The sequence below is a fragment of the Nocardioides aestuarii genome, assembly GCF_039527245.1.
GTDB classification, from domain to species: domain Bacteria; phylum Actinomycetota; class Actinomycetes; order Propionibacteriales; family Nocardioidaceae; genus Nocardioides; species Nocardioides aestuarii.
In genome coordinates, this window is the sequence record NZ_BAAAJT010000002.1 from 57,977 (window position 1) to 82,797 (window position 24,821).

General features: G+C 72.6%; 28 protein-coding genes. 3 read left to right on the plus strand and 25 right to left on the minus strand.

Annotated features, from left to right (window positions below; all coding sequences use genetic code 11):
* The first annotated feature begins 108 nt into the window (after positions 1 to 108).
* On the plus strand, positions 109 to 1,038 hold the full coding sequence (locus tag ABD091_RS00325) for an aminotransferase class IV (protein ID WP_343915111.1): 930 nt from the start codon (positions 109 to 111) through the stop codon (positions 1,036 to 1,038).
* Positions 1,035 to 1,766 (plus strand): sulfotransferase-like domain-containing protein, encoded by a 732-nt coding sequence (locus ABD091_RS00330; protein WP_343915112.1) that lies wholly within the window; start codon positions 1,035 to 1,037, stop codon positions 1,764 to 1,766. The genes ABD091_RS00325 and ABD091_RS00330 overlap by 4 nt, the downstream gene beginning before the upstream one ends.
* Here the strand turns inward: ABD091_RS00330 and ABD091_RS00335 are convergent.
* From ABD091_RS00335 to ABD091_RS00360, 6 genes are all read right to left on the minus strand, one after another.
* The gene (locus ABD091_RS00335; RefSeq protein WP_343915113.1) at positions 1,759 to 2,865 is read right to left on the minus strand and encodes a bacillolysin; all 1,107 of its coding nucleotides are present in this window, start codon (positions 2,863 to 2,865) and stop codon (positions 1,759 to 1,761) included. The two genes, ABD091_RS00330 and ABD091_RS00335, sit on opposite strands and share 8 nt — an antisense overlap.
* A 106-nt stretch (positions 2,866 to 2,971) precedes the next feature.
* Positions 2,972 to 3,712: an aquaporin Z gene (gene aqpZ / locus ABD091_RS00340; protein WP_343915114.1), complete on the minus strand. Its 741-nt coding sequence runs from the start codon at positions 3,710 to 3,712 to the stop codon at positions 2,972 to 2,974.
* Positions 3,713 to 3,769: 57 nt separating this feature from the next.
* Entirely contained in the window at positions 3,770 to 5,056 is a 1,287-nt protein-coding gene (locus ABD091_RS00345) for a dihydroorotase (protein WP_343915115.1), read from the minus strand.
* A complete protein-coding gene (locus tag ABD091_RS00350) occupies positions 5,053 to 5,994 on the minus strand; it encodes an aspartate carbamoyltransferase catalytic subunit (RefSeq protein ID WP_343915116.1) in 942 nt (313 codons plus the stop codon). Before ABD091_RS00350 ends, ABD091_RS00345 begins: the two co-directional genes overlap by 4 nt.
* Entirely contained in the window at positions 5,994 to 6,578 is a 585-nt protein-coding gene (gene pyrR / locus ABD091_RS00355) for a bifunctional pyr operon transcriptional regulator/uracil phosphoribosyltransferase PyrR (protein ID WP_343915117.1), read from the minus strand. The genes ABD091_RS00350 and pyrR overlap by 1 nt, the downstream gene beginning before the upstream one ends.
* A gap of 92 nt (positions 6,579 to 6,670) precedes the next feature.
* Positions 6,671 to 7,156 (minus strand): cupin domain-containing protein, encoded by a 486-nt coding sequence (locus tag ABD091_RS00360; RefSeq protein ID WP_343915118.1) that lies wholly within the window; start codon positions 7,154 to 7,156, stop codon positions 6,671 to 6,673.
* A 53-nt stretch (positions 7,157 to 7,209) separates the two neighbouring features.
* Here ABD091_RS00360 and ABD091_RS00365 point away from each other — a divergent pair, with 53 nt between their 5' ends.
* Complete coding sequence (locus ABD091_RS00365; protein WP_343915119.1) at positions 7,210 to 7,860, plus strand: TetR/AcrR family transcriptional regulator; 651 nt, start codon at positions 7,210 to 7,212, stop codon at positions 7,858 to 7,860.
* 7 nt (positions 7,861 to 7,867) lie between these two features.
* Here ABD091_RS00365 and ABD091_RS00370 read toward each other — a convergent pair whose 3' ends face one another.
* The 19 genes from ABD091_RS00370 to ABD091_RS00460 all read right to left on the minus strand — a co-directional run bounded on the left by ABD091_RS00370 (position 7,868) and on the right by ABD091_RS00460 (position 24,794).
* Entirely contained in the window at positions 7,868 to 8,890 is a 1,023-nt protein-coding gene (locus ABD091_RS00370; protein WP_343915120.1) for an NADPH:quinone reductase, read from the minus strand.
* Between the two features lie 14 nt (positions 8,891 to 8,904).
* Positions 8,905 to 10,170, minus strand: a complete 1,266-nt coding sequence (locus tag ABD091_RS00375) for a MinD/ParA family ATP-binding protein (RefSeq protein ID WP_343915121.1) — start codon at positions 10,168 to 10,170, stop codon at positions 8,905 to 8,907.
* A 61-nt stretch (positions 10,171 to 10,231) separates the two neighbouring features.
* Positions 10,232 to 11,590: a dihydrolipoyl dehydrogenase family protein gene (locus tag ABD091_RS00380; RefSeq protein ID WP_343915122.1), complete on the minus strand. Its 1,359-nt coding sequence runs from the start codon at positions 11,588 to 11,590 to the stop codon at positions 10,232 to 10,234.
* 33 nt (positions 11,591 to 11,623) lie between these two features.
* Positions 11,624 to 12,436: a DUF1206 domain-containing protein gene (locus ABD091_RS00385; protein ID WP_343915123.1), complete on the minus strand. Its 813-nt coding sequence runs from the start codon at positions 12,434 to 12,436 to the stop codon at positions 11,624 to 11,626.
* 34 nt (positions 12,437 to 12,470) lie between these two features.
* A complete protein-coding gene (gene nusB, locus ABD091_RS00390; protein WP_343915124.1) occupies positions 12,471 to 12,881 on the minus strand; it encodes a transcription antitermination factor NusB in 411 nt (136 codons plus the stop codon).
* Positions 12,881 to 13,444, minus strand: coding sequence for an elongation factor P (gene efp, locus ABD091_RS00395; RefSeq protein WP_343915125.1), 564 nt, complete (start codon positions 13,442 to 13,444; stop codon positions 12,881 to 12,883). Before efp ends, nusB begins: the two co-directional genes overlap by 1 nt.
* 34 nt (positions 13,445 to 13,478) lie before the next feature.
* Positions 13,479 to 14,279 carry an SIMPL domain-containing protein gene (locus tag ABD091_RS00400; protein WP_343915126.1) on the minus strand — a complete coding sequence of 267 codons (801 nt, stop codon included), beginning with the start codon at positions 14,277 to 14,279 and terminating at the stop codon, positions 13,479 to 13,481.
* 36 nt (positions 14,280 to 14,315) lie between these two features.
* Positions 14,316 to 14,888 (minus strand): hypothetical protein, encoded by a 573-nt coding sequence (locus tag ABD091_RS00405; RefSeq protein WP_343915127.1) that lies wholly within the window; start codon positions 14,886 to 14,888, stop codon positions 14,316 to 14,318.
* 74 nt (positions 14,889 to 14,962) lie between these two features.
* The gene (locus ABD091_RS00410) at positions 14,963 to 15,403 is read right to left on the minus strand and encodes a type II 3-dehydroquinate dehydratase (RefSeq protein WP_343915129.1); all 441 of its coding nucleotides are present in this window, start codon (positions 15,401 to 15,403) and stop codon (positions 14,963 to 14,965) included.
* Positions 15,400 to 16,497: a 3-dehydroquinate synthase gene (gene aroB, locus ABD091_RS00415; RefSeq protein ID WP_343915130.1), complete on the minus strand. Its 1,098-nt coding sequence runs from the start codon at positions 16,495 to 16,497 to the stop codon at positions 15,400 to 15,402. The genes ABD091_RS00410 and aroB overlap by 4 nt, the downstream gene beginning before the upstream one ends.
* Positions 16,494 to 16,994, minus strand: coding sequence for a shikimate kinase (locus ABD091_RS00420; RefSeq protein WP_343915132.1), 501 nt, complete (start codon positions 16,992 to 16,994; stop codon positions 16,494 to 16,496). The genes aroB and ABD091_RS00420 overlap by 4 nt, the downstream gene beginning before the upstream one ends.
* On the minus strand, positions 16,994 to 18,172 hold the full coding sequence (aroC, locus tag ABD091_RS00425; protein WP_343915133.1) for a chorismate synthase: 1,179 nt from the start codon (positions 18,170 to 18,172) through the stop codon (positions 16,994 to 16,996). Before aroC ends, ABD091_RS00420 begins: the two co-directional genes overlap by 1 nt.
* A 40-nt stretch (positions 18,173 to 18,212) precedes the next feature.
* Positions 18,213 to 18,932, minus strand: coding sequence for a prepilin peptidase (locus ABD091_RS00430; RefSeq protein ID WP_343915134.1), 720 nt, complete (start codon positions 18,930 to 18,932; stop codon positions 18,213 to 18,215).
* Complete coding sequence (locus ABD091_RS00435; protein WP_343915135.1) at positions 18,929 to 19,747, minus strand: shikimate dehydrogenase; 819 nt, start codon at positions 19,745 to 19,747, stop codon at positions 18,929 to 18,931. Before ABD091_RS00435 ends, ABD091_RS00430 begins: the two co-directional genes overlap by 4 nt.
* Before the next feature lies 1 nt (position 19,748).
* The gene (mltG, locus tag ABD091_RS00440) at positions 19,749 to 20,924 is read right to left on the minus strand and encodes an endolytic transglycosylase MltG (RefSeq protein WP_343915136.1); all 1,176 of its coding nucleotides are present in this window, start codon (positions 20,922 to 20,924) and stop codon (positions 19,749 to 19,751) included.
* Complete coding sequence (ruvX, locus tag ABD091_RS00445) at positions 20,921 to 21,379, minus strand: Holliday junction resolvase RuvX (RefSeq protein ID WP_343915137.1); 459 nt, start codon at positions 21,377 to 21,379, stop codon at positions 20,921 to 20,923. Before ruvX ends, mltG begins: the two co-directional genes overlap by 4 nt.
* 3 nt (positions 21,380 to 21,382) lie before the next feature.
* Entirely contained in the window at positions 21,383 to 24,055 is a 2,673-nt protein-coding gene (gene alaS / locus ABD091_RS00450; protein WP_343915138.1) for an alanine--tRNA ligase, read from the minus strand.
* On the minus strand, positions 24,055 to 24,312 hold the full coding sequence (locus ABD091_RS00455) for a DUF6167 family protein (protein ID WP_343915139.1): 258 nt from the start codon (positions 24,310 to 24,312) through the stop codon (positions 24,055 to 24,057). Before ABD091_RS00455 ends, alaS begins: the two co-directional genes overlap by 1 nt.
* On the minus strand, positions 24,309 to 24,794 hold the full coding sequence (locus ABD091_RS00460; RefSeq protein WP_343915140.1) for a hypothetical protein: 486 nt from the start codon (positions 24,792 to 24,794) through the stop codon (positions 24,309 to 24,311). The genes ABD091_RS00455 and ABD091_RS00460 overlap by 4 nt, the downstream gene beginning before the upstream one ends.
* Positions 24,795 to 24,821: the final 27 nt, after the last annotated feature.

Below are 24,821 nucleotides of genomic sequence, written 5' to 3' on the forward strand. Positions count from 1 at the left end.
GCCGCGGACGCGGGTCGGGTCAGGCGTGGATCCACATGATGCGTCCACGGTAGGCGGCCCGCCGCGGACCGGCCACCGGTTTTCCCGCGTCCTCACTAGGGTCGGCGCATGGCCAAGGGGACGCACGACCACGGGGACGACCCCCGCAACGACGACATCCTGATCTGGGTCAACGGCGAGCTGAAGCCACGTGCGGAGGCCGTCGTGTCGGTCTTCGACTCCGGCTTCGTGCTCGGCGACGGCGTGTGGGAGGGGCTCCGGGTCGCCGACGGCCACCCCGCCTTCCTCGAGACCCACCTCGACCGGCTGTGGCAGGGCGCCGCGGCGATCATGCTCGACATCGGGATGAGTCGCGAGGAGCTGACACGGGCCCTCTACGACACCCTCGCCGCCAACGACATGACCGACGGTGTGCACATCCGGCTCATGGTGACGCGTGGGGTGAAGTCGACGCCCTACCAGGACCCGCGGGTGACGATCGGGCCCGCGACGGTGGTCGTGATCGCGGAGCACAAGGAGCCGCTGCCGGCGACGGTCACCGAGGGGATCACCCTGTTCACCACCCACGTCCGGCGGGCGACGCCGGACACGCTCGACCCGAAGCTCAATGCCCACAGCAAGCTCAACGACATCCAGGCGTGCATCCAGGCCTACACGGCCGGCGCGGACGAGGCATTGATGCTCGACCCCCACGGGTTCGTCGCGACCTGCAACTCCACCCACTTCTTCATCGTGACGCCGACCGACGAGGTGTGGACCTCGGACGGCCGGTTCTGCCTCGGCGGGATCACCCGCGGCAACGTCCTCGACGTCTGCCGGGGCGCGGGCATCCCCGCCCGGGAGACGACCTTCAGCCTCACCGACGTCTACAGCGCGAGCGAGGCCTTCGTGACCGGCACCTTCGCCGGGGTCGTGCCGGTCCGCACCGTCGACGGACGGACCATCGGCAGCGGCGCCCGCGGTCCGGTCGTCGAACGGCTCCAGCGGTTGTACGCCGAGCACGTGGCCGCCGACGTCGCCCGGCGGACGGCGCCGTGACGGCACAGCCGCCCGTCCGGGTCGCGATGTGGAGCGGCCCGCGCAACATCTCGACCGCGATGATGCGGGCCTGGGAGAACCGGCCGGACACGGTCGTCGTCGACGAGCCCTTCTATGCCGCTTTCCTCCACCGGACCGGGCTCGACCACCCGGCCGCGGCGGAGGTCATCGCCTCCCAGCCCACCGACGTCGACGACGTCGTGGCCGGTCTGGCCGCGCCGCTGCCGGAGGGGGTCGCGGTCCACTACGCCAAGCACATGACGCACCACCTCGCGCCGGGCCAGGACCTGTCCTGGGCGCGCGGGTTCCGCAACGTCCTGCTGGTCCGTGACCCGGCCGAGGTCGTCGCGTCCTACGTGAGGTCGCGCGAGGCCTGCGAGCCCGAGGACATCGGGCTGCTCCAGCAGGTAGCGCTGCTCGACGCGCTCGACGACGAGCCGCCGGTCATCGACGCCACCGACTTCCTCCGCGACCCCGAGGGCCACCTGCGCTGGCTCTGCGAGTGGCTCGGCATCGACTTCACCGACCGGATGCTCCACTGGCCCGCAGGACCGCGCGACAGCGACGGGGTGTGGGCCCCCCACTGGTACGACGCGGTGTGGGCGTCGACCGGTTTCGCGGCGTACGCGCCCCGCGAGGTGGACCTCTCCCCCCACGACGCGGCCGTCGCCGCGGCGTGCCGGCCGGCCTACGAGCGGCTGCACGCCCGGCGACTCAGGCTCAGCTGAGGATGCCTCGCTCGACGAACTCGGCCCGAACGGCATCCGCAGCCGCGGTGCCGTCGCGCTGGGCGGCCGTGTCGACGGCCTGCTGCGCGGCGGCGGCGAAGGACGTGCCCGGCGCGTAGCCGAACTGGGAGACGATCAGCGTGGTGTCCCACGCCGCGCTGCCCACGCCCAGGTCCTCGTAGGCCTTGCGGATCTGCCAGAGGGCGCCGCTCCAGATCATGGACTCGCGATAGAGGTCACCGGTGCGGTCGGCAGTCGTGAAGGTCTGGTCGAGCCGCCGCAGACACTTCACCGGCAACGGGCTGACCTCGGTGGCGTCCCAGTCGGCGAAGCACGCCTCGGCCTCCCACCCACGGCTGGTCTCGTAGGGATCGTTGTCGGGGCGGGTGTCCCAGCCCTCGTCCGCCGAGACGGCGAGGCCGACGCTGACGGCGAGGTAGTCGCTGAAGCCCTCGCCGATCACGCGCGCGTCGAAGCTCGTGCCGTAGCCCGGGACCTGGTCGGCCTGGATCGCGTGGCCGTACTCGTGGACGATCACCTCGGCGTCCTCGGCGTCGTCGACGCCGCCCTTGCCGAAGCGGAGCCGGAACGGCTTGTCGGTCTGATAGCTGTTGTCGCCGCCGAGCTGGTTGATCTTGACCGCGATCTGCTCGTCCATGACGCCGGGCAGCGTGCTGCCGAATCCGAGGCCCTGGAGGTAGTCCTGGGCTCGGGTGATCCAGAAGTAGGCCATCACCTGCTCGAACTGGTCCTCGGCGCGGTTGTAGAGATAGCTCCCCGTCGCCGAGTACGCCGCCTTGCCGGTCGAGGACTCGACGGTGACCCAGTCGCCCCGGAGGTAGCCGCTGCCGTCGAGCCGTGTCAGGTCGACGGGGGCGTACTCGTCGACCGGCACGGCGGTCGCGGAATCCTTCTGGTCGGTCAGGGTCTGGTCTCCCGACGACTGCACCGGGTTGACCTTGAACACGCTCGCGCCCGCCGTCGAGCGCTCCGCGTCGGCCTGCATGTTGTTGCGGCCGGGTGCGGCCGCCGCGGCCGACGAGATCGTCAGGGTCGCCGTCGCCGCCAGCGCGAGGGCGGCTCGGGTGGTGGTACGCATCGGGTTCCTCCCAGTCGTCCGAGACGTGGGCGCCCGTCTGCGTGCCAGCCGGATCCGCCGCGCAGCACGCTAGCCCGAGCGCGCGCCGCGGTGGCGGCGACACGCGTCAGCCCTCGGTGGCCTCCGGCAGCGGCACGGCGGCCTGCGCCTTGCCGAGCAGCGCGGCGTAGGTGAGGCCCGCGATCGCGGCGCCGATCAGGGGTGCCAGCCAGAACAACCACAGCTGGCCGAGCGCCTCCCCGCCGGCGAAGAGCGCCGGGCCCGTGGAGCGCGCCGGGTTCACCGAGGTGTTGCTGACCGGGATGCTCACGAGGTGGATCAGGGTCAGCGACAGCCCGATCGCGATCGGCGCGAAGCCCTTGGGCGCGCGCGTGTCCGTGGCGCCCAGGATCACGTAGAGGAAGACGGCGGTGAGGACCACCTCGACCACCAGCACGGCGAGCAGCGAGTAGCCGTCGGGCGACCGGTCGCCGTAGCCGTTCGTGGCGAACCCCGACTCCGAGGCGGAGAACCCGTCCTTGCCGCTCGCGACGACGAACAGGACCAGGGCGGCCGCGACCGCGGCCACGACCTGGGTGACGACGTAGGCCGGGACGTCCTTCCACGCGAAGCGCTTGCCGAGGGTCAGGCCGAGGGTGACGGCGGGGTTGAAGTGCCCGCCACTCACGTGGCCCACGGCGTAGGCCATCGTCAGCACCGTCAGGCCGAAGGCGAGGGCGACGCCGGCGAAGCCGATGCCGACATCGGCGACCCCCGCTGCGAGGACCGCCGACCCGCAGCCGCCGAGGACGAGGACGAAGGTGCCGAGGAACTCCGCGGCGAGCCGCTGGGACAGAGTGTGCTCCATGGCCCCAGCGTGCGCCCGCCGTGCGCCGCGCGGGTCACCCGTCGCAGGTGAGACGCCTCAGGTGAGCTTCCCGTCGAGGACGGTGGCCCTGCCCCGGAGGAACGTCGCCACGACCCGACCCGGGAGCTCCATGCCGGCGTACGGCGTGTTGCGCGACAGCGAGGCCGACTCGCCCGGCTCCACCGTGCGGCGCACGGACGGGTCGTAGAGCACCACGTTGGCCGGCTCCCCCACCGCGATCGGACGCCCCTGCCCGGCCAGCCGGCCGATCCGCGCGGGCGTCGCCGACATCCGCTCGGCGACACCGGCCCAGTCGAGGAGACCGGGGTCGACCATCGTCTCCTGCACGATCGACAGCGCGGTCTCGAGACCGAGCATGCCGAAGGCGGCGGCCGCCCACTCGCAGTCCTTGTCCTCGTGGGGGTGGGGCGCGTGGTCGGTGGCGACGACGTCGATCGTGCCGTCGGCGAGGCCGGCACGCAGCGCCTCGACGTCCTCGCGGGAGCGCAGCGGCGGGTTGACCTTGTAGATCGGGTCGTAGGTCGTCGCCAGCTCGTCGGTCAGCAGCAGGTGGTGGGGGCAGGCCTCGGCGGTGACGTCGACGCCCTTCCGCTTGGCGTCGCGGACGATCTCGACCGACCCGGCGGTCGAGACGTGGCAGACGTGGAGGCGCGAGCCGACGTGGGCGGCGAGCAGGCAGTCGCGGGCGATGATCGCCTCCTCGGCGACGGCGGGCCACCCGGTCAGCCCGAGCCGTCCGGAGAGCTCACCCTCGTTCATCTGGGCGCCCTCGGTCAGCCGCGGCTCCTGGGCGTGCTGGGCGACGACGCCGTCGAAGGCCTTGACGTACTCCAGCGCGCGGCGCATCAGCACCGCGTCGTCGACGCAGTGGCCGTCGTCGGAGAAGACCCGGACCCGGGCCGCGGAGTCGGCCATCGCGCCGAGCTCGGCGAGCTGCTGGCCACCGAGCCCGACGGTGACCGCGCCGACGGGGTGGACGTCGCAGTAGCCCCCCTCCCGCCCGAGGCGCCACACCTGCTCCACGACGCCGGCGGTGTCGGCGACCGGCTCGGTGTTGGCCATCGCGTGGACGGCGGTGAAGCCGCCCATCGCCGCGGCCTGCGTGCCGGTCAGGACGGTCTCGGCGTCCTCACGGCCCGGCTCGCGCAGGTGGGTGTGGAGGTCCACGAGGCCCGGCAGCGCGACCAGGCCGCTGCCGTCGACCACCTCGGCCCCGTCGGCGGACAGGCCGTCGCCGATCTCGGCCACGACGCCGTCGCGCAGCAGCAGGTCCGTCGGCGCGCCCCCGAGGATCGCGGCGTTCTGGATCAGGTAGGTGGTCACGCGTCGAGTCCTTCGTCGTCGGTGTCGGCGCCGCTGAGCAGCAGGTAGAGGACGGCCATCCGCACGGCGACGCCGTTGGTGACCTGCTCGACGATGACCGAGCGGTCGGAGTCGGCGACGTCGGCGGTGATCTCCATGCCACGGACCATCGGGCCGGGGTGCATCACGATCGTGTGGTCCGGCAGCGTGGCCATCCGGCGGCCGTCGAGACCGTAGCGGCGGGAGTACTCGCGCGCCGTGGGGAAGAACCCGCCGCTCATCCGCTCGCGCTGGACGCGGAGCATCATCACCACGTCGGTCTTCGGCAGCACGGCGTCGAGGTCGTAGGACGTCTCGACGCCCCACGTGTCGACGCCGACGGGCAGCAGCGTCGGCGGCGCCACCAGCGTGACCTCGGCCCCCAGCGTCTGGAGCAGGAGGGCGTTGGAGCGGGCGACCCGCGAGTGGAGGACGTCACCGACCAGGGCGACCTTGCGTCCGTCGAGCGAGCCCAGGTGGCGCCACATCGTGAAGGCGTCGAGGAGGGCCTGGGTGGGGTGCTCGTGGGTGCCGTCGCCGGCGTTGACGACGCTGGAGTGGACCCAGCCCGAGTGGGCCAGGCGGTAGGGCGCGCCGCTGGCGCTGTGGCGGACGACGACCGCGTCGGCCCCCATCGCCTCGAGCGTGAGGGCGGTGTCCTTGAGCGACTCGCCCTTCGAGAGCGAGGAACCCTTGGCTGCGAAGTTGATGACGTCGGCCGAGAGCCGCTTGGCCGCGGCCTCGAAGGAGATCCGGGTCCGGGTGGAGTCCTCGAAGAAGAGGTTGACCACGGTGCGGCCGCGCAGCGCGGGCAGCTTCTTGATCGGCCGGTCGGCGAGCGACCGCATCTCGGCGGCGGTCGTCAGCACCAGCTCGGCCTCGTCGCGGCTCAGGTCGGCCGCGGACAGCAGGTGTCGCATCAGAGGTCCTCCCCCTCGTCGGCCGTGCCCCGGCCCTCGATCGTGACCGCGTCCTCGCCGTCGATCTCGGCCACGGTGACCCGGACCCGCTCGACCAGCGAGGTCGGCAGGTTCTTGCCGACGAAGTCGGCACGGATCGGCAGCTCGCGGTGGCCGCGGTCGACCAGCACGGCCAGCCGGACGGCGGCAGGACGGCCGATCTCGGTGAGGGCGTCGAGCGCGGCGCGGATGGTCCGGCCGGAGAAGAGGACGTCGTCGACGAGCACCACGACCTTGCCGTCGATGCCGCCGGGCGGGATCTCGGTGTGGAGGAGCGCCCGGACCGGGCCACGGCGCAGGTCGTCGCGATACATCGTCACGTCGAGCGACCCGACCGGCACGGGGTCGCCCTCGACCCCGGCGATCTTCTCGCCGATGCGTTCGGCGAGCGGGACACCGCGGCTGGGGATCCCGAGCAGGACCAGGTCGCGCGGACCCTTGTTGCGCTCGAGGATCTCGTGGGAGATGCGGGTGAGTGCCCGGGAGACGTCACGGGCGTCGAGCACCGTGGTCCCGGCGCTTCCGTCGGTGGGGGTGGCAGCCATCAGCGTGCCGGACCTCCTTCTCCGCCTCACGGGACGGCTCGTTAAAGGATGTCGATCGCGGTCACTGTAGCCCACCGCGTCGGGCCCACCGCTCACTCGGGGATCGGCGGTCCCACGACCTCGAGGCCGTAGCGGGGGGCGACGTCGGACCAGCGCGGGATCTCCACCTCCGGCGGCAGTCCGTCCTCGCCGGGCAGGCGCAGCTGGGCCGCCGGCAGGCCCACCTCGTCGTAGAGGTCGAAGAGCCCTCCGGGCGTCGTCAGCGCCAGGAACCTCGCCGGCTCGTCGCCCCGGATCCGGAAGGCGTGCGGCAGGCCGGCGGGCAGGTGGAGGAAGCAGCCGGGGTAGAGATGGTGGTCCTGCTCCCCGGCCCGGTAGTGGATCCGCCCCTCGAGCACGAAGAACGACTCGGCCTCGCGGGTGTGCCGGTGGAGCGGGGTGGCGATGCCGGGCGGTTGCGTGACCAGCGCTACCCCCAGGGCCCCCTCGGCCTCTCCCGACTCCAGCAGGTGCTCGAAGAGCGACTGCATCGCCCAGGTCCCCCGGGAGGTGCCCGGCTCGCGCATCACGACGTCCACGGGAGGCTCTTTTCATCTGAAGACACTTACGGTCAATTGCTACGCTAGGACTCGTGCCCGACCCGGTCAAGAGCCGTCGCTACGACTCCCCGCTTCGGCGCGAGGCCGCAGCGCGTACCCGGCGCGCGGTGCTCGACGCCGCCCACGACCTGTTCACCACGCGCGGATGGCACGGCACCGCCGTCGCCGAGGTCGCCCGTCGCGCCGGAGTCTCGCTCGACACCGTCTACAGCAGTGTCGGCCGCAAGCCGGCGCTGTTGACGGCGGTGGTCGACATGGAGCTCGCGGGTGGGCCCGAGCCCCTGCCGGCCGAGCAGCGCGACTACGTGCGGCGGATCCGGTCAGCGACCGGAGGACGCGCCAGGATCGAGGTCTACGCCGCTGCCCTCGTCGAGACCATGCCTCGGGTCGCGCCGTTGCTCCTCGCACTGCGTGCAGCGGGCGACGACGATCCCGAGTGCGCTCGCGCCGCCGCGGCCGTCTCCGACCGCCGGGCAGCCAACATGAGGCTGTTCGCCGCCGACCTGCGGGCCACCGGCGACCTCCGGCCCGACCTCGACGACGAGGCGGTAGCCCTCCTCGTGTGGTCGATGAACGGTCCGGAGTACTGGATGCTGCTCCGCGGGCGCGGGCTGGCGCCGGCCGCGTGCGGCCGGCTGCTGGTCGACGTCTGGAGTCGTGCCCTGCTGGTCGACCCCGGCTGAGCAGGGCTCAGTCGTCGATGTCGAGCAAGACCTTGCCGACGGCGCCGCCCTCGACGGCGTCGTGGGCCGCGCCCGCCTCGGCCAGCGGGAAGTGGTGGAGCGGCAGCCCGGCGTCCTCGCCGACCCGCAGCGCGCCCGCCTCGATCGCGGCCGTGACGTCCTCGGTCGCGGCGGCGATCAGGTGGGCGTGGAGGGTGTAGAGGATGAGGAACTGGAAGCGCAGGTTCTTCCCGAAGGCCGCGCGCAGCGGCATCGTCAGCTCGTCGCCGCCGTTGTTGGCATAGATCGAGACCAGCCCGTGGGGCCGGACCACCTCGAGGTCGAGCGCGACGTTCTGGGCCGGAGCCACCTCGACGGCGATGTCGACACCGCCGGGGGCGACCTCGAGGATCCGGGCAGCGGCGTCCTCGGTCCGGTAGTTGACGACGTGGTGAGCACCGGCGGCCCTCGCCAGGGTGGCCTTCTCGTCGCTGCTGACGGTCGTGACGACGGTCGCCCCCGCCCAGCGGGCAAGCTGGATCGCGGCGTTGCCGACCGCACCGGCACCACCGGCGACGAGCACCGTCATTCGGTCGAGCGCCCCGGGAGCGAGACGCGCCGGCCCGTCCTCGGACGCCGTGAGCGCGCGGTGGGCGGTCACCGCCGGGACGCCCACGCTCGCGCCGAGGTCGTAGGACGCCGCGTCGGGCAGCCGCACGACGCGCTCGGCGGGCTGGATCGTCAGCTCGGACGCGGTGCCGAGGGGGCGGCCGTGCTGGGCGAGGACCAGCCACACCCGGTCACCGATCGCGTGGGAGGTCACGCCCTCGCCGACTGCGTCGACGACGCCCGCGCCGTCCTGGCCGGGCGACACCTCGGGGAAGGGCATCCCGCCCGGCATCCCCCCGGCCCGGAACTTCCAGTCGGTCGGGTTGACCCCCGCGCGGAGCAGCCGGACCCGCACCTCCCCCGGGCCGGGTTCGGGCACCTCACGCTCGGCGAGCGTGAGGACGGAGGACGGACCGGTCTCGGTGTAGGTGACGGTGCGCATGAGGGGGCAACCTCCTAGAGCAGACCCGCCATTCCCGCGCAGGCACGCAACCAGGCCGCCCGCGTGTCGTCGCTGAGCATCGCGTAGGGCACCACCGACCCGGAGACGAGCACCGGGTCGTAAGGCACCCGGTAGACGGCCTTGGTGCGCTGCTCGTAGACCTGCACCAGGTCGGTGGCGAGCTGCTCGTCGACGTGGAAGGACGGGTCGGACAGCACCGTCACGGTCTTGTGCTTGAGGTCGGTCCACCCGGCGTCCTGCAGGGCGTCGAGCATCCACAGCCCGGAGTAGCCGGTGTCCTCGCGGACGGTCGAGGTCACGACCAGCAGGTCGGCGGTCCCGGCCGCGGCCAGCCAGTTCTCCGCCCGCATGTTGTTGCCGGTGTCGACGAGGATCAGCCGGTAGAACCGCTCGAGCAGTCCGTGGACCGCCGTGAAGTCGTCGGCACGGATCGTTCCGGTCACGTCGGGACGCTCGTCGGAGGCGAGGATGTCGAAGTGGGCGTCGCCCTGCGACCTCACGAACGCACCGAGGTCGCCGATCCGGGCCTGGTAGACGTCGTTGAAGCGCTCGAGGTCCTCCAGGAGCTCACGCGTCGTGTTGCGGTGGGTGCTGCGGTGGCCGCGGATCCCGAGCGTCCCGCGGGTCTCGTTGTTGTCCCACGCGACGACCCCGCCGCCGCGGACGGTGCCGAACGTGTAGCCCGCGGCCAGGACACCGGTCGTCTTCGCGGCACCGCCCTTGGGGTTGAGGAACGCCACGGTGCGCGGACCGTCGAAGTCGCGCTGGATCGCCCGGCGGTCGTGCTCGTGGCGCACCTCGGCGGGCCCCATCCTCGGGTTGAGGGTGCCACCGCTCCACCGCCGTACGGCGCCCCGCCAGCCCCAGGTCGCGGGGCCGAGCTCGACCTGCTCGGAGCGTCGGTCGAGGAAGTCGGTGGCCGTCATGAACCGCTGGACCTCCGGCTCGACCGGAGCGGACGCCGTCGGCGTGGCAGGAACCGGCGGAGCCGGAGCCACCGGGTCCGGCTGAGGCGTGGCCCGGATCCGGGTGTGCTCCGGCTCCGGCTCCGGCTCGGGCTCGGGCTCGGGCTCGGGCTCGGCGCGACGCTGACCCGGGAGCGGGTCGAACAGCGGGTCGCCGTGCGGCGCGGGGGCCGCCTCACCGAGCCGCTCACGCTCGTAGGCCGCCAGCTCCTCGGTGCGGTAGAGCCGCTCGCTGGTGTCGGGCTCGAAACGGTGGCTCGGCGAGCCCTGCTGCGGGGGGTGGGACTCGGACATGCTGCCTCCTCCGGGGGAACGTCCCCACCATCCTCACCCGGCGGGTCACCCGTCAAACATCTCAGAGCAGTTGTTTGACCGCGACCTCGATGGCCCGGTGGAAGGTCGGGTAGGCGAAGTGCATCGACGCGATCCGCTCGAGCGGCACCTCCGCGTGGACGGCCAGGGCCAGCAGCCCGAGCACCTCGCCACCGCTCGGGCCCACCGACGCCGCCCCCACGAGCACGCCACGGTCGGCGTCGGCGACCAGCTTGACCAGACCCTCGGCTCCCTGCTGGTGGATCCAGCCGCGGCTGGACTCCGCGAGGTCGGCGCGGCCCACACGGACGTCGAGACCGGCGTCGCGGGCTGCCTTCTCCGACATCCCGACCGACCCGACCTCCGGGTCGGTGAACGTGACCCGGCTGACGGCGCGGTAGTCCGCCGGGGGCCCACCCTGCGCGAGCACGTCGCGGACCACGACGTCGCCCTGGTACATCGAGACGTGGGTGAACGGTCCGTGGCCGGTGATGTCGCCGACCGCCCAGAGCCGCTCGCCGGCCCGCATCCACTCGTCGGTGTCGACGCTGCGGGCGTCCGGGTCGAGTCCGACGTTCTCGAGGCCGATGCCGTGGAGGTTGAGGGTGCGGCCCGCGGCGACCAGCAGCTGGTCGGCCTCGATCTCGCCGCGGTCGGTGGTGACGCGGAACCGGTCGTTCGCGTGGTCGACGCGCTCGATGGTGGTGCCGGTCTCGACCCGGATCCCCTCCTCGGCGAAGACCCGCGCGAGCAGCTCGCCGGACTCCGGCTCCTCCGGCGGCAGCAGCCGGTCGGCGAGCTCGAGGACCGTGACGTCGGTGCCGAACCGGTGGAACGCCTGGGCCAGCTCGCACCCGATCGGACCGCCGCCGATGATGACCATCGAGCCGGGCAGCTCGGTCAGCTTCACCACCTCACGGTTGGTGAGGTGGGGCGTCGACGCCAGGCCGTCGATGGGCAGCTGGGCGGGGCTGGTCCCGACGTTGAGGACCACGCCGCGTGCCCCGACGTACTCGTCCTCGTCGACCCGGACCCGGCCGGTGCCGACCAGCTCGCCCTGGCCGCGCACGATCCGGACGCCGGCGGCCTCGAGCCGCTCGACGTGGGAGTCGTCGCGCCAGTGGTTGGTCGCCTGCTTGTCGATCCGCTTCGCGACCGCGCCCCAGTCGGGCTCGACCTGGGCGTGGCCGGCGAGCTGGTCGACCCGACGCGCCTCGCCGAGGGCGTCCGCGGCGCGGATCATCATCTTCGACGGGATGCACCCGTAGAAGGGGCACTCGCCGCCGACCAGGTCGCGGTCGACACCGACCACGTCCAGCCCCGCCTCGGCGAGCTTCTGGGCGGCGTACTCACCGCCGGGGCCGAGCCCGAGCACCACCACGTCCACGTCGTAGGTCGTCATGTCCCCCACCCTCGCACCGTCGTGGTGAGCACCTCAGCGGTCGAAGTGGCGGGCGCGGGCGAAGGCGAAGACGCCGTAGCAGGCGATGCCGAGGGCCACCAGCGTCAGCAGCAGCTGGCCGAAGGGCGCCTGGGCGACCTCCTGGAGCGCCCGGTCGAGGCCGGCGGACTTGTTCGCGTCGTGGGTGGCCGCGGCGTAGGTGAAGAGCGCGCCGATCACCGCGATGGAGGCGCCCTTGCCGATGTGACCCGCCTTGCCGACCCAGCGGTAGGCCTTGCTGACGTCGGCGTTCTGGGGCCGGCCGTCGAGCTTCTCGAGGAACTTGTCGCTCCAGCCCTGGTAGACGTAGTAGCCGCCGTAGCCCACGATGCCGAGCCCGATCGCGCCGACGATCAGCTGGCCCGCCGGAAGCTGCAGCAGCTTCGCAGTCAAGCCGTCGGTGCCGCTGCCGCCCCCGCTGCTGTTGGTCGCCACCTGGAGCGCCGACCACGCGAGCATGGCGTAGAGCACGCCCTTGAACAGCTGGGGCACGGCCGCCTTGGCCCGGTCGGCGTTGTCGTCCTCACGCTGCCACCCCTGCCACGCCTCGAGCAGGCGCCAGAGCACGAGGGCGACCATCCCGATCGCGACGACCCAGATCAGCACGCCGCCGAACGGTTGCCGGGCGAGATACTCGAGAGCCCCGGTGCCGGAGGCGTTCTTCGCCTTCTCGCCGAAGGCGATCTGGAGCGCGAGCCACCCGATCAGGAGGTGGACCACGCCGTAGGCGATCAACCCGACCCGGATCACGTGGTCGAGGCTGTCGCTGTCGTCCGCCTTCTGGGCGGCGCGGGAGATGTTGCTCATGGGCTGACACTAGGGCCTGCGACCAGGTCCGTGCTCACCCCGTGAGGGACTCCTTGTTGCGCAGCAGGCTGCCGAGCACGCCGTTGACGAACTGGGGCGACTCGTCGGTCGACAGCTCGCGCACCAGCGCCATGGCCTCGGTCACCGCGACGGGGTCGGGCACGTCGTCGACCCACAGCAGCTCGTAGAGGCCGATCCGCAGCACGTTGCGGTCGACGGCCGGCATCCGCTCGAGGCTCCAGCCGGTCGAGTACTCCGACAACAGCTCGTCGATCCGCTCCCGGTGGTCCTGGACGCCGCGCACGAGGTCACCGGTGTAGGGGTTCGTCGGTCCCTCGCCGTCGGCGACCGCGCGGTCGAGCGCCTCGACGGGGTCCTCCCGCCGCAGCTCGGAGGCGAAGAGGATGTCGAGGGCGCGCTTGCGGGCCTTGGTGCGGGCGGGCATCAGGACTTGACGCGACCCAGGTAGGAGGAGTCGCGGGTGTCGACCTTGACCTTCTCGCCCTGGTTGATGAACAACGGGACCTGGATCTCGTGACCGGTCTCGAGCGTGGCCGGCTTGGTGCGACCGGTGGCGCTGTCGCCGACCACGCCGGGCTCGGTGTAGGTGATCTCGAGCTCCACGGAAGCAGGCATCTCGATGTAGAGGACGCGGCCCTCGTTGGTGGCGACGATCGCCTCCTGCTGCTCGAGCAGGAAGTTCTTGGCGTCACCGACGATGTCGGGCTCGATCTCGAGCTGGTCGTAGGTGGCGGTGTCCATGAAGACGTAGGACGTGCCGTCGTTGTAGAGGTACTGCATCGTGCGCTTGTCGACCGAGGCGACCTCGACCTTCACGTCGGCGTTGAAGGTCTTGTCGACCGTCTTGCCGGACTCGACCGCCCGCAGCTTGGTGCGGACCACCGCGCCGCCCTTGCCGGGCTTGTGGTGCTGGAACCACATGACCTGCCAGAGCTGGCCGTCCAGCTTGAGCACCATGCCGTTCTTGAGGTCGTTCGTCGTCGCCATGGGCCGGAGGATATCGAGCGGCCCGGCGGCTCTCCTATTCGGCGAAGGCCCACTGCACCTCGACCTTCACCGCCAGGTCGTCCTTCCCGGCCCTGATCGGGATCGCCTTCCCCGCGTCGTAGGCCTCCCGGGCGAGCGAGGCCCCGGCGCGCAGGTCGCGCACCGCCGCGCGGTGCCCGCCGAGCTCCTGCACCGAGAGCACCTCACCGAGGTCACGGCCCGCCGCCGTCGCGTACTGCTGCGCCTTCTCGGTGGCCTGCTCCACGGCGTCGGCCCGGGCCCGCGCCAGGGCGGCCTCGGGGTCGGAGACGCCGAGGCGCAGGTCGGTCGCGCGGACGCCGTTCCCGCCGGTCTCGACGGCCGCGGAGACCACACGGCCACCGTCGGCGAGGTCGCGAACGGTCACCCGGGCGCGCTGCGTGACGCGATAGCCGGTCAGGACCGGCGGTCCGTAGGCCGGGTAGTCGTACTCGGGATACATCTGCAGCCCCGTCGTCTGCACGTCGGCCCTGCGCACGCCCAGGCCGACGAGCCGGTCGAGCACCCGGTCGAGCGTGGCGCTCGACCCGTCGAGAGCAGCGTCGAGGTCGGGCTCCTTGCGCGTCACCGACAGCGCGAACGACAGCTCGTCGGGCACCACGGCGGTCGTCCCCTCGCCGATCATCCGCACCACCGGCCGCTCCCCCGCACCGGCAGGCTGGACCTGCGGCGCCGCCTGGGCGGGCAGCACGGTCGTCCCGCCCGCGCCCCCGAGCAGGTAGGCCACCACCACCGCCAGCAGCACCAGCACCGCCACCAGCAGACCCTTCACGCTCACCGTCACCGTCTGGTTCATGCGGTCTCGGACGTGACGGGAACCGGCTCGGTTCCCTCAGCCGAGGACGGCGACGTCCCGGACGAGGTCGATCAGTGCGAGCACGAAGAGGACCGCGAGCGCGCCCCGTGCCGGCCAGCCGAGCCAGCCCGGGAGCTCCCGCCAGCGCCGTGGGTCGTCGGACAGCAGCCGCTCGGACACGGCGGAGACCACGGCGACGTGGAGGGTCGGGATCAGCACGAAGAGCCCTACGGCCAACCACAACGGCCGGAGCAGCGTGAAGTCCACGCCGTCCGGGTGGACCACCTGGGACGCCACGACCACTCCTGCTCCCAGTGAGACGGAGAGCAGCCGGAACCATCCCGGACCGGTCATCAACGGGCGCAGCAGCAGGTAGAGCACGGCGCTGAGCAGGCCGAGGAACGTGCCCGCGGCGAACATCAGGTTGGCCGTGCCCGCGAGGGTGAACGTGCCCATCTCGAAGCCGTCGTCGCTGGTCACACCGGTGGCCGCCGGGTTGAGCCGGGCGAGCAACATCATCGCGAGCCGACCCAGCACGCCCACGCTGAGCCACCCGGTGACCAGGCCGACCGGCACCACCGTGAGCGTCACCCGCAGCGCGCGTCGCACGAGCCCAGTGTGGGGCCGCCGGGCACCGGCGGGAAAGCGCTCGCGCCCGTCCGTCGACCCCGGTCCGGTCCGGTTCAGACCCCGAGCGCGTCCGCGAGGTGCTCTAGGGCGAGGCGGTAGCCGTCGGTGCCGCGGCCGGCGACCGTGAGGGCGGCGTGGGGCTCGACGTGCGAGGTGTGGCGGAACTGCTCCGGGCGCTGCTTCGGGTCGGAGAGGTGGACCTCGACCAGGGGCGCGGTGAGCTGGGCACAGGCGTCGTAGAGGGCGAGCGAGTAGTGGGTCCACGCACCGGCGTTGAGGACGACCGGGGTGGCGTCGTCGGCCGCGGTGTTGAGCCAGTCGAGGAGCTCGCCCTCGTGGTTGGTCTGGCGGACCTCGACGTCGAGCCCGAGCGCGTTCCCCCACTCCACGCACAGCTCCGCCAGCTCGGCGTGCGTCGTCGTGCCGTAGATCTCGGGCTGGCGTCGACCGAGCCGGCCGAGGTTGGGACCGTTGAGGACGAGCACGGGGGTCATGCTGGTCCCCCGATCCGGGCGTACGCCGCCCGCAGGTGCTCCTCCGCCGGACCCTCGAGGATCCGGGGGCGCGCGACGTCCTCGAGCACCACGTAGCGCAGCACCGACCCGCGGGACTTCTTGTCCACACGCATCGTGGCGAGCAGGTCGTCGAACGGAGCGCCGTCGTAGGTCGTCGGGAGACCGACCCGGGAGAACGCCTCGTGGTGACGGGCAGCCACGGCGGGGTCGAGCACCCCGGCCGCCGCCGCCACCTCGGCGGCGTAGACGCAGCCGATCGCGACCGCGTCGCCGTGGCGCACGGTGTAGCCCTCGGCGCGCTCGATCGCGTGGGCGAGGGTGTGGCCGTAGTTGAGGACCTCGCGACCGGGATGGCCCCCGGTGCCGCCGGTCTCCTTCAGGTCACCCACCACGACGTCGATCTTGACCCGGATCGCGCGTTCGACGAGCTCGCGCAGCACCGGCGATCCGGGCGTGAGGGACGCGGGGTCGGTCTCCTCGACCAGACGCAGGATCTCCGGGTCGGCGATGAAGCCGCACTTCACGACCTCGCCGAGCCCGGCGACGAGGTCCCCGCGCGGCAGCGTCTCGAGGGAGGTGAGGTCGCACAGCACGCCGGTCGGCTCGTGGAAGGAGCCGACCAGGTTCTTGCCCGCCGCGGTGTTGATGCCGGTCTTGCCCCCGACCGCCGCGTCGACCATCGCCAGCAGCGTGGTCGGCACGTGCACGACCCGGACGCCGCGCAGCCACGTCGCGGCGACGAAGCCGCCGAGGTCGGTCACCGCACCTCCGCCGACGGTGACCACGGCGTCGGAGCGGGTGAAGCCGTGCTCGCCCAGTGCCTCCCAGCAGTCGTGGGCCACGGAGGCGGTCTTCGCGGCCTCGCCCTCGGGCAGCCCGAGCGCGAGCACGTCGTAGTGGTCGACCAGGAGCTCGACGAGCGGCTGCGCCAGCTCGGCGAGCGGCTCGGCGTAGAGCACGGCCACGCGCGTGACCGCATCGCCGAGCACGCCCGGGAGCCGGTCGCCGAGGTCGTGCCCGACGACCGCGTCGTAGGGCGCTGCGCCGCCGACGTGCAGCACGGTCGCGGTCACGACAGACGCTCCCGCACCTCGGCCGCCACGTCCTCCGGCGACCTCGCGTCGGTCTCGACGACGTGGGCCGCCACGGACTCGTAGACCGGCGTGCGCTCGTCGAGCAGCGCCTTGATCCGGGCGCGGACGCCGCCGAGCAGCAGCGGACGGCCCGCGCCGAGGCCGACCCGCTTCACGGCCTCGGAGAGACCGACCCGCAGGAACACGACCTCGTGGCCCTCGAGCAGCGCGCGGGTCGCAGGGTCGAGGACCGCTCCCCCGCCCAGCGCGAGCACGCCGTCGTGGGAAGCCAGGGCGTCGGCGACGGCCTTCGCCTCCAGCGTCCGGAAGTGGGCCTCGCCGTCGTCGACGAAGATGTCGGAGATCGTGCGACCCTCGGCCGCCTCGACGTCGGCGTCGGTGTCGCGCACGGGCAGGTCCCACGCCTCGCCGAGCAGCCCGGCGACCGTGGTCTTGCCCGCGCCCATCGGGCCGACGAGGACGACGCGCGGCGCCATCACTTGAAGCGCAACGTGTCGAGGTAGGACTCGGCGTTGCGCCGGGTCTCGGTCACCGCGTCGCCGCCGAACTTCTCGGTGACGGCGTCGGCCAGCACCAGGGCGACCATGGCCTCGGCCACGATGCCCGCCGCGGGAACGGCGCAGACGTCCGAGCGCTGGTGATGGGCGGTGGTGGCCTCCCCGGTGGCGACGTCCACGGTGCGCAGCGCGCGCGGGACGGTGGCGATCGGCTTCATCGCGGCGCGGACGCGCAGCACCTCACCGGTGGACATGCCGCCCTCGGTGCCGCCGCTGCGTCCCGACGTACGCCGCAGGCCGGACTCGGTCGCCTCGATCTCGTCGTGGGCGAGGGACCCGGGGGTGGCGGCGAGCTCGAACCCGTCGCCGACCTCGACGCCCTTGATCGCCTGGATGCCCATGAGCGCGCCGGCGAGCCGCGAGTCGAGCCGGCGGTCCCAGTGGACGTGGGACCCGAGGCCCGGCGGGAGGCCGTGGACCACGACCTCGACGACTCCGCCGAGGGTGTCGCCGTCCTGGTGGGCCCGGTCGATGGTCTCGACCATCTTCTGGCTGGTGTCGGGGTCGAGGCAGCGCACCGGGTCGTCGTCGAGCCGGGCGACGTCGTCGGGCCCGGGCACGATCCCGGCCGGGACGCGCACCCCGCCGAGCTCGATCACGTGGCTGACGATGCGCGCGCCGACGGACTGCTCGAGGAAGTTCGAGGCCACCCGGCCCAGGGCCACCCGGGCCGCGGTCTCGCGGGCGCTGGCCCGCTCGAGCACGGGGCGGGCCTCGTCGAAGTCGTACTTCTGCATGCCGACGAGGTCGGCGTGGCCCGGCCGCGGGCGGGTGAGGGCGGCGTTGCGCGCCAGCGCCTCCAGCTCGACGGGGTCGACCGGGTCGGCCGACATGACCTTCTCCCACTTGGGCCACTCGGTGTTGCCGACCATGATCGCGACCGGTCCGCCCTGGCTCTCGCCGTGGCGGACGCCACCGACGAAGGTGACCTCGTCCTGCTCGAACTTCATCCGCGCGCCGCGGCCGTAGCCGAGGCGGCGGCGCGCGAGGGCGTCGGTGATGTCGTCGGACGTCACCCGGACGTGGGCGGGCAGCCCCTCCAGGATCGCGACCAGGGACGGGCCGTGGGACTCACCCGCGGTCAACCAGCGCAGCATGGGCCCAGTGTTTCACGCGTCGTCGGCGCGCCGACGACGGTCAGGCACCGACGAGACGCAGCAGCACCCAGGGCCCGACCAGGAGACCCAGCAGCGCGCCGATGAGCATGAAGGGCCCGAACGGGAAGGGGGTCTTCAGCAGCGTCCGGTCCCACTTCACGACCGCCAGCACCAGGCCGGGCAGCCCGAAGATCAGGAACCCCGCGTAGCCGCCGACGAGCAGCTCCGCGACCCCGACGTGGCCGAGGGCCAGGCCGACGAGGGCGGCGAGCCGCACGTCGCCGAACCCCATCCCCGCGGAGTGGATCCGCCACATCAGCCAGTAGAGGGAACGCAGCACCACCAGGCCGACCAGGCCTCTGACGAGGTCGTCGGCGCTGCCGGTCAAGGGCCACAGCACCAGCGCCACGGCGAGGGCGTAGGCCGTCGCCGGCAGCACGATCCGCGAGGGCAGCAGCCGGGTGTGCCAGTCGACCCAGGCGAGGACGACGCCGACGGGTACGAGCGGCACGAGCCCGACCAGCCAGGGGTCGGGTCCCACCGCCAGCACCACCAGCGCCGCGGCCAGGGCCGACGCCCCGCCCAGGAGCATCGCGCGGCCGGGCCGGGCGGCGAGGTCGGCGTAGAGCGGCTTCGGGTCCTCGTCCTCGAGCGACTCGTCGTGCTCGGGCTCGGGCAGCGCTGCGACCACGCGGGGTGCGAGGGCCCCGGCCAACCCGGCGACGACGACGGCCAGCAGCGCCGCCAGCTGGGTCGTCACGCGCGTCCGCCGAGCGCTGCCTCGCCGGCGGCGCGCATCGCGTCGAGCGGGGCATCGAGTCCGGTGAAGGCGGAGAACTGCAGCGCGGCCTGGTGGACCAGGAGGTCGAGCCCGCCGACCAGGACCTGCCCGGTCTCCCGCGCCTGCGCGGCCAGGGGGGTCGGCCACGGGTCGTAGAGCACCTCGAAGACCAGCGGCACCACGCGGCACCGTCGCAGGACCGACTCGTCCTGGGCGTCCGCCGGGATGGTCGAGACGACGACGTCGCCGACGACCTCGTCGCGCGCCAGCAGCCCGACCCGCACGCCCGGGCGAGCCGGGTGGCGGTCGATCGCCTCGAGCGTCTCCGCCGCCCGGTCGGGCGAGCGGACCAGCAGCGTGATCGAGCCGACCCCGAGCTCGCAGAGCGCCAGCGCGGTCGACGCCGCCGTCGCACCGCCGCCGAGCACCGTCGCGGCGACGAACGCGCCGTCGCTGCGCTCGCGCACGGCCGACACGGCGCCCGGCACGTCGGTGTTGTCGGCCACCCAGCCGCGGTCGGTCCGCACCAGGGTGTTCGCGGCTCCGGCGAGGCGGGCCCAGTCGGCCACCTCGGCCAGGCCGGGCAGGCCCAGCACCTCCCGCTTCAGCGGCATCGTCAGCGACAGTCCGCGCCAGTCGTCGTCGAGGTCCGCGACGAAGCCCGCCAGCCCGCCGGCCGGGACCCGACGCGCGTCGTAGACCCAGTCCAGCCCCGTGGCGCCGTACGCCGCCCGGTGGAGCACCGGGGACAGCGAGTGGTCGATCGGGTCCCCGAGGACGGCGCAGCGACGCATGTCAGCAGGCGCCCTGCGACTCGTTCTCGCAGTAGTCCCGCAGCTCGTTCTTGTAGGTCAGGAACTCGTCGTAGGTCTCGGCGAACTTGGTCTCGCCGGTCCGGAGGTTGACCGTGACGTAGTAGTACCAGGGACCGTCGGTCGGGTTCGCCGCCGCCTCGATCGCCGCGTCGCCGGGTGCCTCGATCGGTCCCGGCGGCAGGCCGGGGTTGAGGTAGGTGTTGTAGGGCGAGTCGATCTGGAGGTCCGCCTCCGTCGGCACCGCGCCGAGCGACTGGTCGGCGGCGAAGTTGACCGTCGCGTCGATCTGGAGCAGCCCGTTGGTCTCGTCGCCGGTGAGCCGGTTGTAGATCACCTGGGCGACCTTGCCCCGGTCCTCCTGGCGGCCGGCCTCGGACTCGACGAGGCTCGCCACGGTCATCAGCTCGTGGGGCGTGTAGCCCATCGCCGCGGCCTTCTCCTCGAGACCGGCCTCGTCGGCGGCCTGCTGCCAGCGGTCGACCATCGCGACGATGATCGAGCGCGCCGTCGCGTCGGGCGGGAGGTCGTAGGTCGAGGGGAACAGGTAGCCCTCCGGGTCGCCCCCGGCATAGCCGGGCAGGCCGAGCCGGCCGGGCTGGTCGAGGACCTTCTCGTACTGGCCCTTGGTGAAGTCGGTGTTCTTGGCGAGCACCTTCACGATGTCGACGACGCGCAGGCCCTCGGGCACCGTGACGGTGTTCTTGAGGATGTTCTGGGGGTCGACGAGCACGTCGAGGGCGTCGGCCGCCGCCATCTCCTTCTTGAGCTTGTAGTAGCCGACCTGGATGCCGGACGACTCCGGGTCCCCGTTGGCGGCGTTGATGAAGGCCTGCACCGAGGCCACGACGCCCGCCGACTTCAGGTTGCGGCCCATCTCGGAGAGCGTGTCGCCCTCCTCGACCTGGAAGTTGACCTTGCCCTGTCCCGGTCCCGGGTAGTCCTCGGGATCCGCGAACTGGTCGCGCAGGAGGTCCACACCCTTGGTGACGCCGAAGTAGAGGCCGCCGACCAGGATCGCCAGCGCCACGAGCGCGGCCAGGCAGCCCGGGAGCTTGCGTGAGCGCTTGCGGCGGCGTCCTCCCTCAGCGGGCACGTCCGGCTCGACACCGGGCACCACGGCGGCGGGGTCGCTCAGGTGCTGGTCGTCTTGATTCATCCGTCCCTCTCGACGAGTTCGCCCGGGGGCACACCCGTAGCGCGTTCGGTGTCCAGTGCGTGTTGCAGGATCATGACGGCTGCGGCCTGGTCGACGACGGCGCGGCGCTGCTGACCCTTCTTCCCCCGGTCGCGCAGCATAGCCTCCGCCGACACCGTGGTCAGACGCTCGTCGACGAGTCGTACGGTGACGGGGGCGAGGCGGGTCGCGAGCCGGGCCGCGAACTCACGCACCTTGACCGCCGCCGGCCCCTCACCACCCGCGAGCGAGCGGGGCAGCCCGACGACGACCTCGACGGCCTCCTCCTCGGAGGCGATGGCCGCGATCCTGCGGAGGTCGCCCTTGCCGCGCCTGACCGTCTCCACGGGCGTGGCGAGGAACCCGGTCGGGTCGCTGCGCGCGACACCGATCCGGGCGTCCCCGGGGTCGATCCCGAGGCGTACGCCGTGGCGCACGCGTCAGGCTCCCACCGTGCGGCCGACCTCGGCGGCGACCAGGGCGAGCGCCTCGCCGATCCGCGAGGGGTCGCTGCCACCGCCCTGGGCGACGTCGTCCTTGCCGCCGCCGCGACCACCGACCAGCGGACCGACGGCGCCGACCAGCGCGTTGGCCGACAGGCCGCGCTCGCGACCCGCGTCGTTGACCGCCGCCACGACGGCGACCTTGCCGTCGGCGTCACCGATGACGACCACGACGCCGGGCTCGCCGACGGGCAACCGGCCGCGGACGTCGAGGGCGAGCTGGCGGACGTCGCCACCGCCGGCACCGGGCGCGTGGTGGGCGACGACCCGGGCTGGGCCGACCTGCTGGGCGCCGGAGGCGAGGTCGCCGCCGGCGTCCAGGAGCTGGGCGACCCGGACCTTCTCGATCTCCTTCTCGGCCGCACGCAGCTTCTCGACGATGTCGTTGACCCGCTCGGGCAGCTGCTCGGGACGCACCTTGAGCGCCTCCGACAGCTGCGCGACCAGGACGTGCTCGCGGGCGAGGAAGCGGTAGGCGTCGCCGCCGACGAGGGCCTCGACGCGACGTACGCCGGAGCCGATCGACGACTCACCGAGCAGCTTGATCACGCCGAGGTTGCCGGAGCGCTCGGCGTGGGTGCCGCCGCACAGCTCGCGGGCCCAGTCACCGACCGAGATGACCCGCACCTGGTCGCCGTACTTCTCACCGAACAGCGCCATGGCGCCGGACTTCACGGCGTCCTCCTGGCTCATGATCTCGGCGTGGACGGCCAGGTCGTCGAGGACGAGCGCGTTGACCCGCGCCTCGACGTCGGCCATGACCGAGGTCGGCACCGCGCCCGTGGCCGAGAAGTCGAAGCGGAACCGCCCCGGGCTGTTCTCCGAGCCGGCCTGGGTGGCAGTGTCGCCGAGCGCCTCGCGGAACGCCTTGTGGACCATGTGGGTCGCGGTGTGGGACCGCGAGATCGAGCGGCGGCGCTCGACGTCGACCAGCGCCTGGGCGCCGACGCCGACGACGACCTCGCCGGAGAGCACCGTCGCCTGGTGGACGACCAGGCCGGTGATCGGCGACTGCACGTCGCGGACCTCGATGCGCGCGCCGTTCTCGAGCTCGATGACGCCCTGGTCGGCGAGCTGGCCGCCACCCTCGGCGTAGAACGGGGTGCGGTCGAGCACGAGCTCGATCTCGTCGCCCTCGCGGGCGGACTCCACCGCGCCGCTCGGGGTGACGATGCCGCGCACCGACCCCTCCGTGACGACCTCGGAGTAGCCGGTGAACTCGACCGCGCGGCCCATGCCGTCGGCGACAGCGCGGTAGGCGGAGGCGTCGCGGTGCTGGCCCTTCTTGGCGCGCGCGTCGGCCTTCGCCCGGTCGCGCTGCTCCCCCATGAGGCGGCGGAAGCCCTCCTCGTCGACGGAGAGCCCCTGCTCGGCCGCCATCTCGAGGGTGAGGTCGATCGGGAAGCCGTAGGTGTCGTGGAGCGCGAACGCCTTCGAGCCCGACAGCTGGCCGCCGCCGCCCTGCTTCACCTCGGTCGTGGCGAGGTCGAAGATCGCGGTGCCGGCGCGCAGCGTCTGGCGGAACGCGTCCTCCTCGGCGTAGGCGACGGTGGAGATCCGCTCCCAGTCGCGGTGGAGGTCGCCGTAGGTCTCCCCCATCTTGTCGCGCGAGATCGGCATCAGCTCCGGCAGCGCCCGGTCCTCGAAGCCGAGGAGGCGCATCGAGCGGACGGCGCGTCGCAGCAGGCGGCGCAGGACGTAGCCGCGGGCCTCGTTGCCGGGGGTCACGCCGTCGCTGATCAGCATCATCGAGGAACGGACGTGGTCGGCGACGACGCGGAACCTGACGTCGTCGGTATGGTCGACGCCGTACTTCCTGCCGGTCAGCTCCATGGCCTTCTCGATGACCGGGAACATGACGTCGATCTCGTACATGTTCTCGACGCCCTGGGTCAGGAACGCGACGCGCTCGAGGCCCATGCCGGTGTCGATGTTCTTCTTCGGCAGCGAGCCGGAGATGTCGAAGTCCTCCTTGGACCGCACCGCGCTGAGCTCGTCCTGCATGAAGACGAGGTTCCAGAACTCGAGGTAGCGGTCCTCGGCGGAGAAGTCGCCGTCGGGGCCGTAGTCCGGGCCGCGGTCGTAGAGGATCTCCGAGCACGGGCCGCCGGGTCCGGGCACGCCCATCGACCAGTAGTTCTCCTTGGGGCCGAGCCGGATGATGCGGTCGTCGGGGAGCCCGGTGACCTTCTTCCAGAGCCCGAGCGCCTCGTCGTCGCCGTCGAGGATCGAGGGGTAGAGGCGCGACTCCTCGAAGCCCCAGCCGCCGTCCTCGCGCGACTTCGTCACGAGGTCCCAGGCGAGCTCGATGGCGCCTTCCTTGAAGTAGTCGCCGAAGGAGAAGTTGCCGCACATCTCGAAGAACGTGCCGTGGCGCGTGGTCTTGCCGACGTCCTCGATGTCGGGCGTCCGGATGCACTTCTGGACCGAGGTCGCCCGGTCGTAGGGCGGCGTCTCCTGGCCCAGGAAGTAGGGCTTGAAGGGCACCATGCCGGCGTTGACGAAGAGCAGGTTCGGGTCGTCGAGGAGGAGCGACGCCGAGGGCACGGCCGTGTGGCCGGCCCGCTCGAAGTGGCTCGTGAACCGGCGGCGGATCTCCGCGGTGTCCATCAGTGCTGTCCTCTGCTCTCCAGCTCGGGGGTGGTGGGTCTCTCATGAGGCAGGACGCCGAAGCGTTCCCGCAACTCGGTTTCGCGGTCGGCGGCGCCCTGGGCGACCTCGTCGCGGAACAGCCGGGCGCCGAGGAAGAGGGCGTTCATCCGGTCCTGGGCACCCTCGGCCGTGAAGACCTCGGCCGCACGACGGGCCCGGACGACGCCGTAGACGCCGGCGCCCGCCCCGGCGACGAACCAGAGCGCGCGGTTCATGCGACGTCCTGCTCGGTGACGCGTCGGCGCTTCCGGGCCTGCCACTCGCGGTAGGCCTCACGCTGCTCGACGCGGCGCTGCTTGCGGGCGCGCTTGACCTCACGCTTCATCTCGAAGCGGATCCGGTTGCGCGACTCGGCGGACAGCGCGCGGCGTACGCCGTGGCTCAGGGAGCCGAGCCGGATCACGCTCTCGCGCAGCAGCAGGTCGGCGAACACGGCCCGCTCGAGGCTGACGGGCTCGACCTCGGTGGGCTGCTCCCCGAGGTGGGTGATCGTGTATTCGCGCTCCTCGGCGCGGACCGGCGGCTCGGGCCGGACCTGCTCGGCCTCGAGCCGGTCGAGCCGCTCACGCAGGGCCGCGGACTCCGCCCGGGCCGCGGCGAGCTCGGCCCGCGTGCGGCTCCGCAACCGGGCCAGGGCGGCGACGAGCAGCACCGCTCCGAGCGCGAGCGCCCCGAGGGCCAGCCACTGCCACGTCATGGTGCCCGACCCTATCGGTGAACCCCG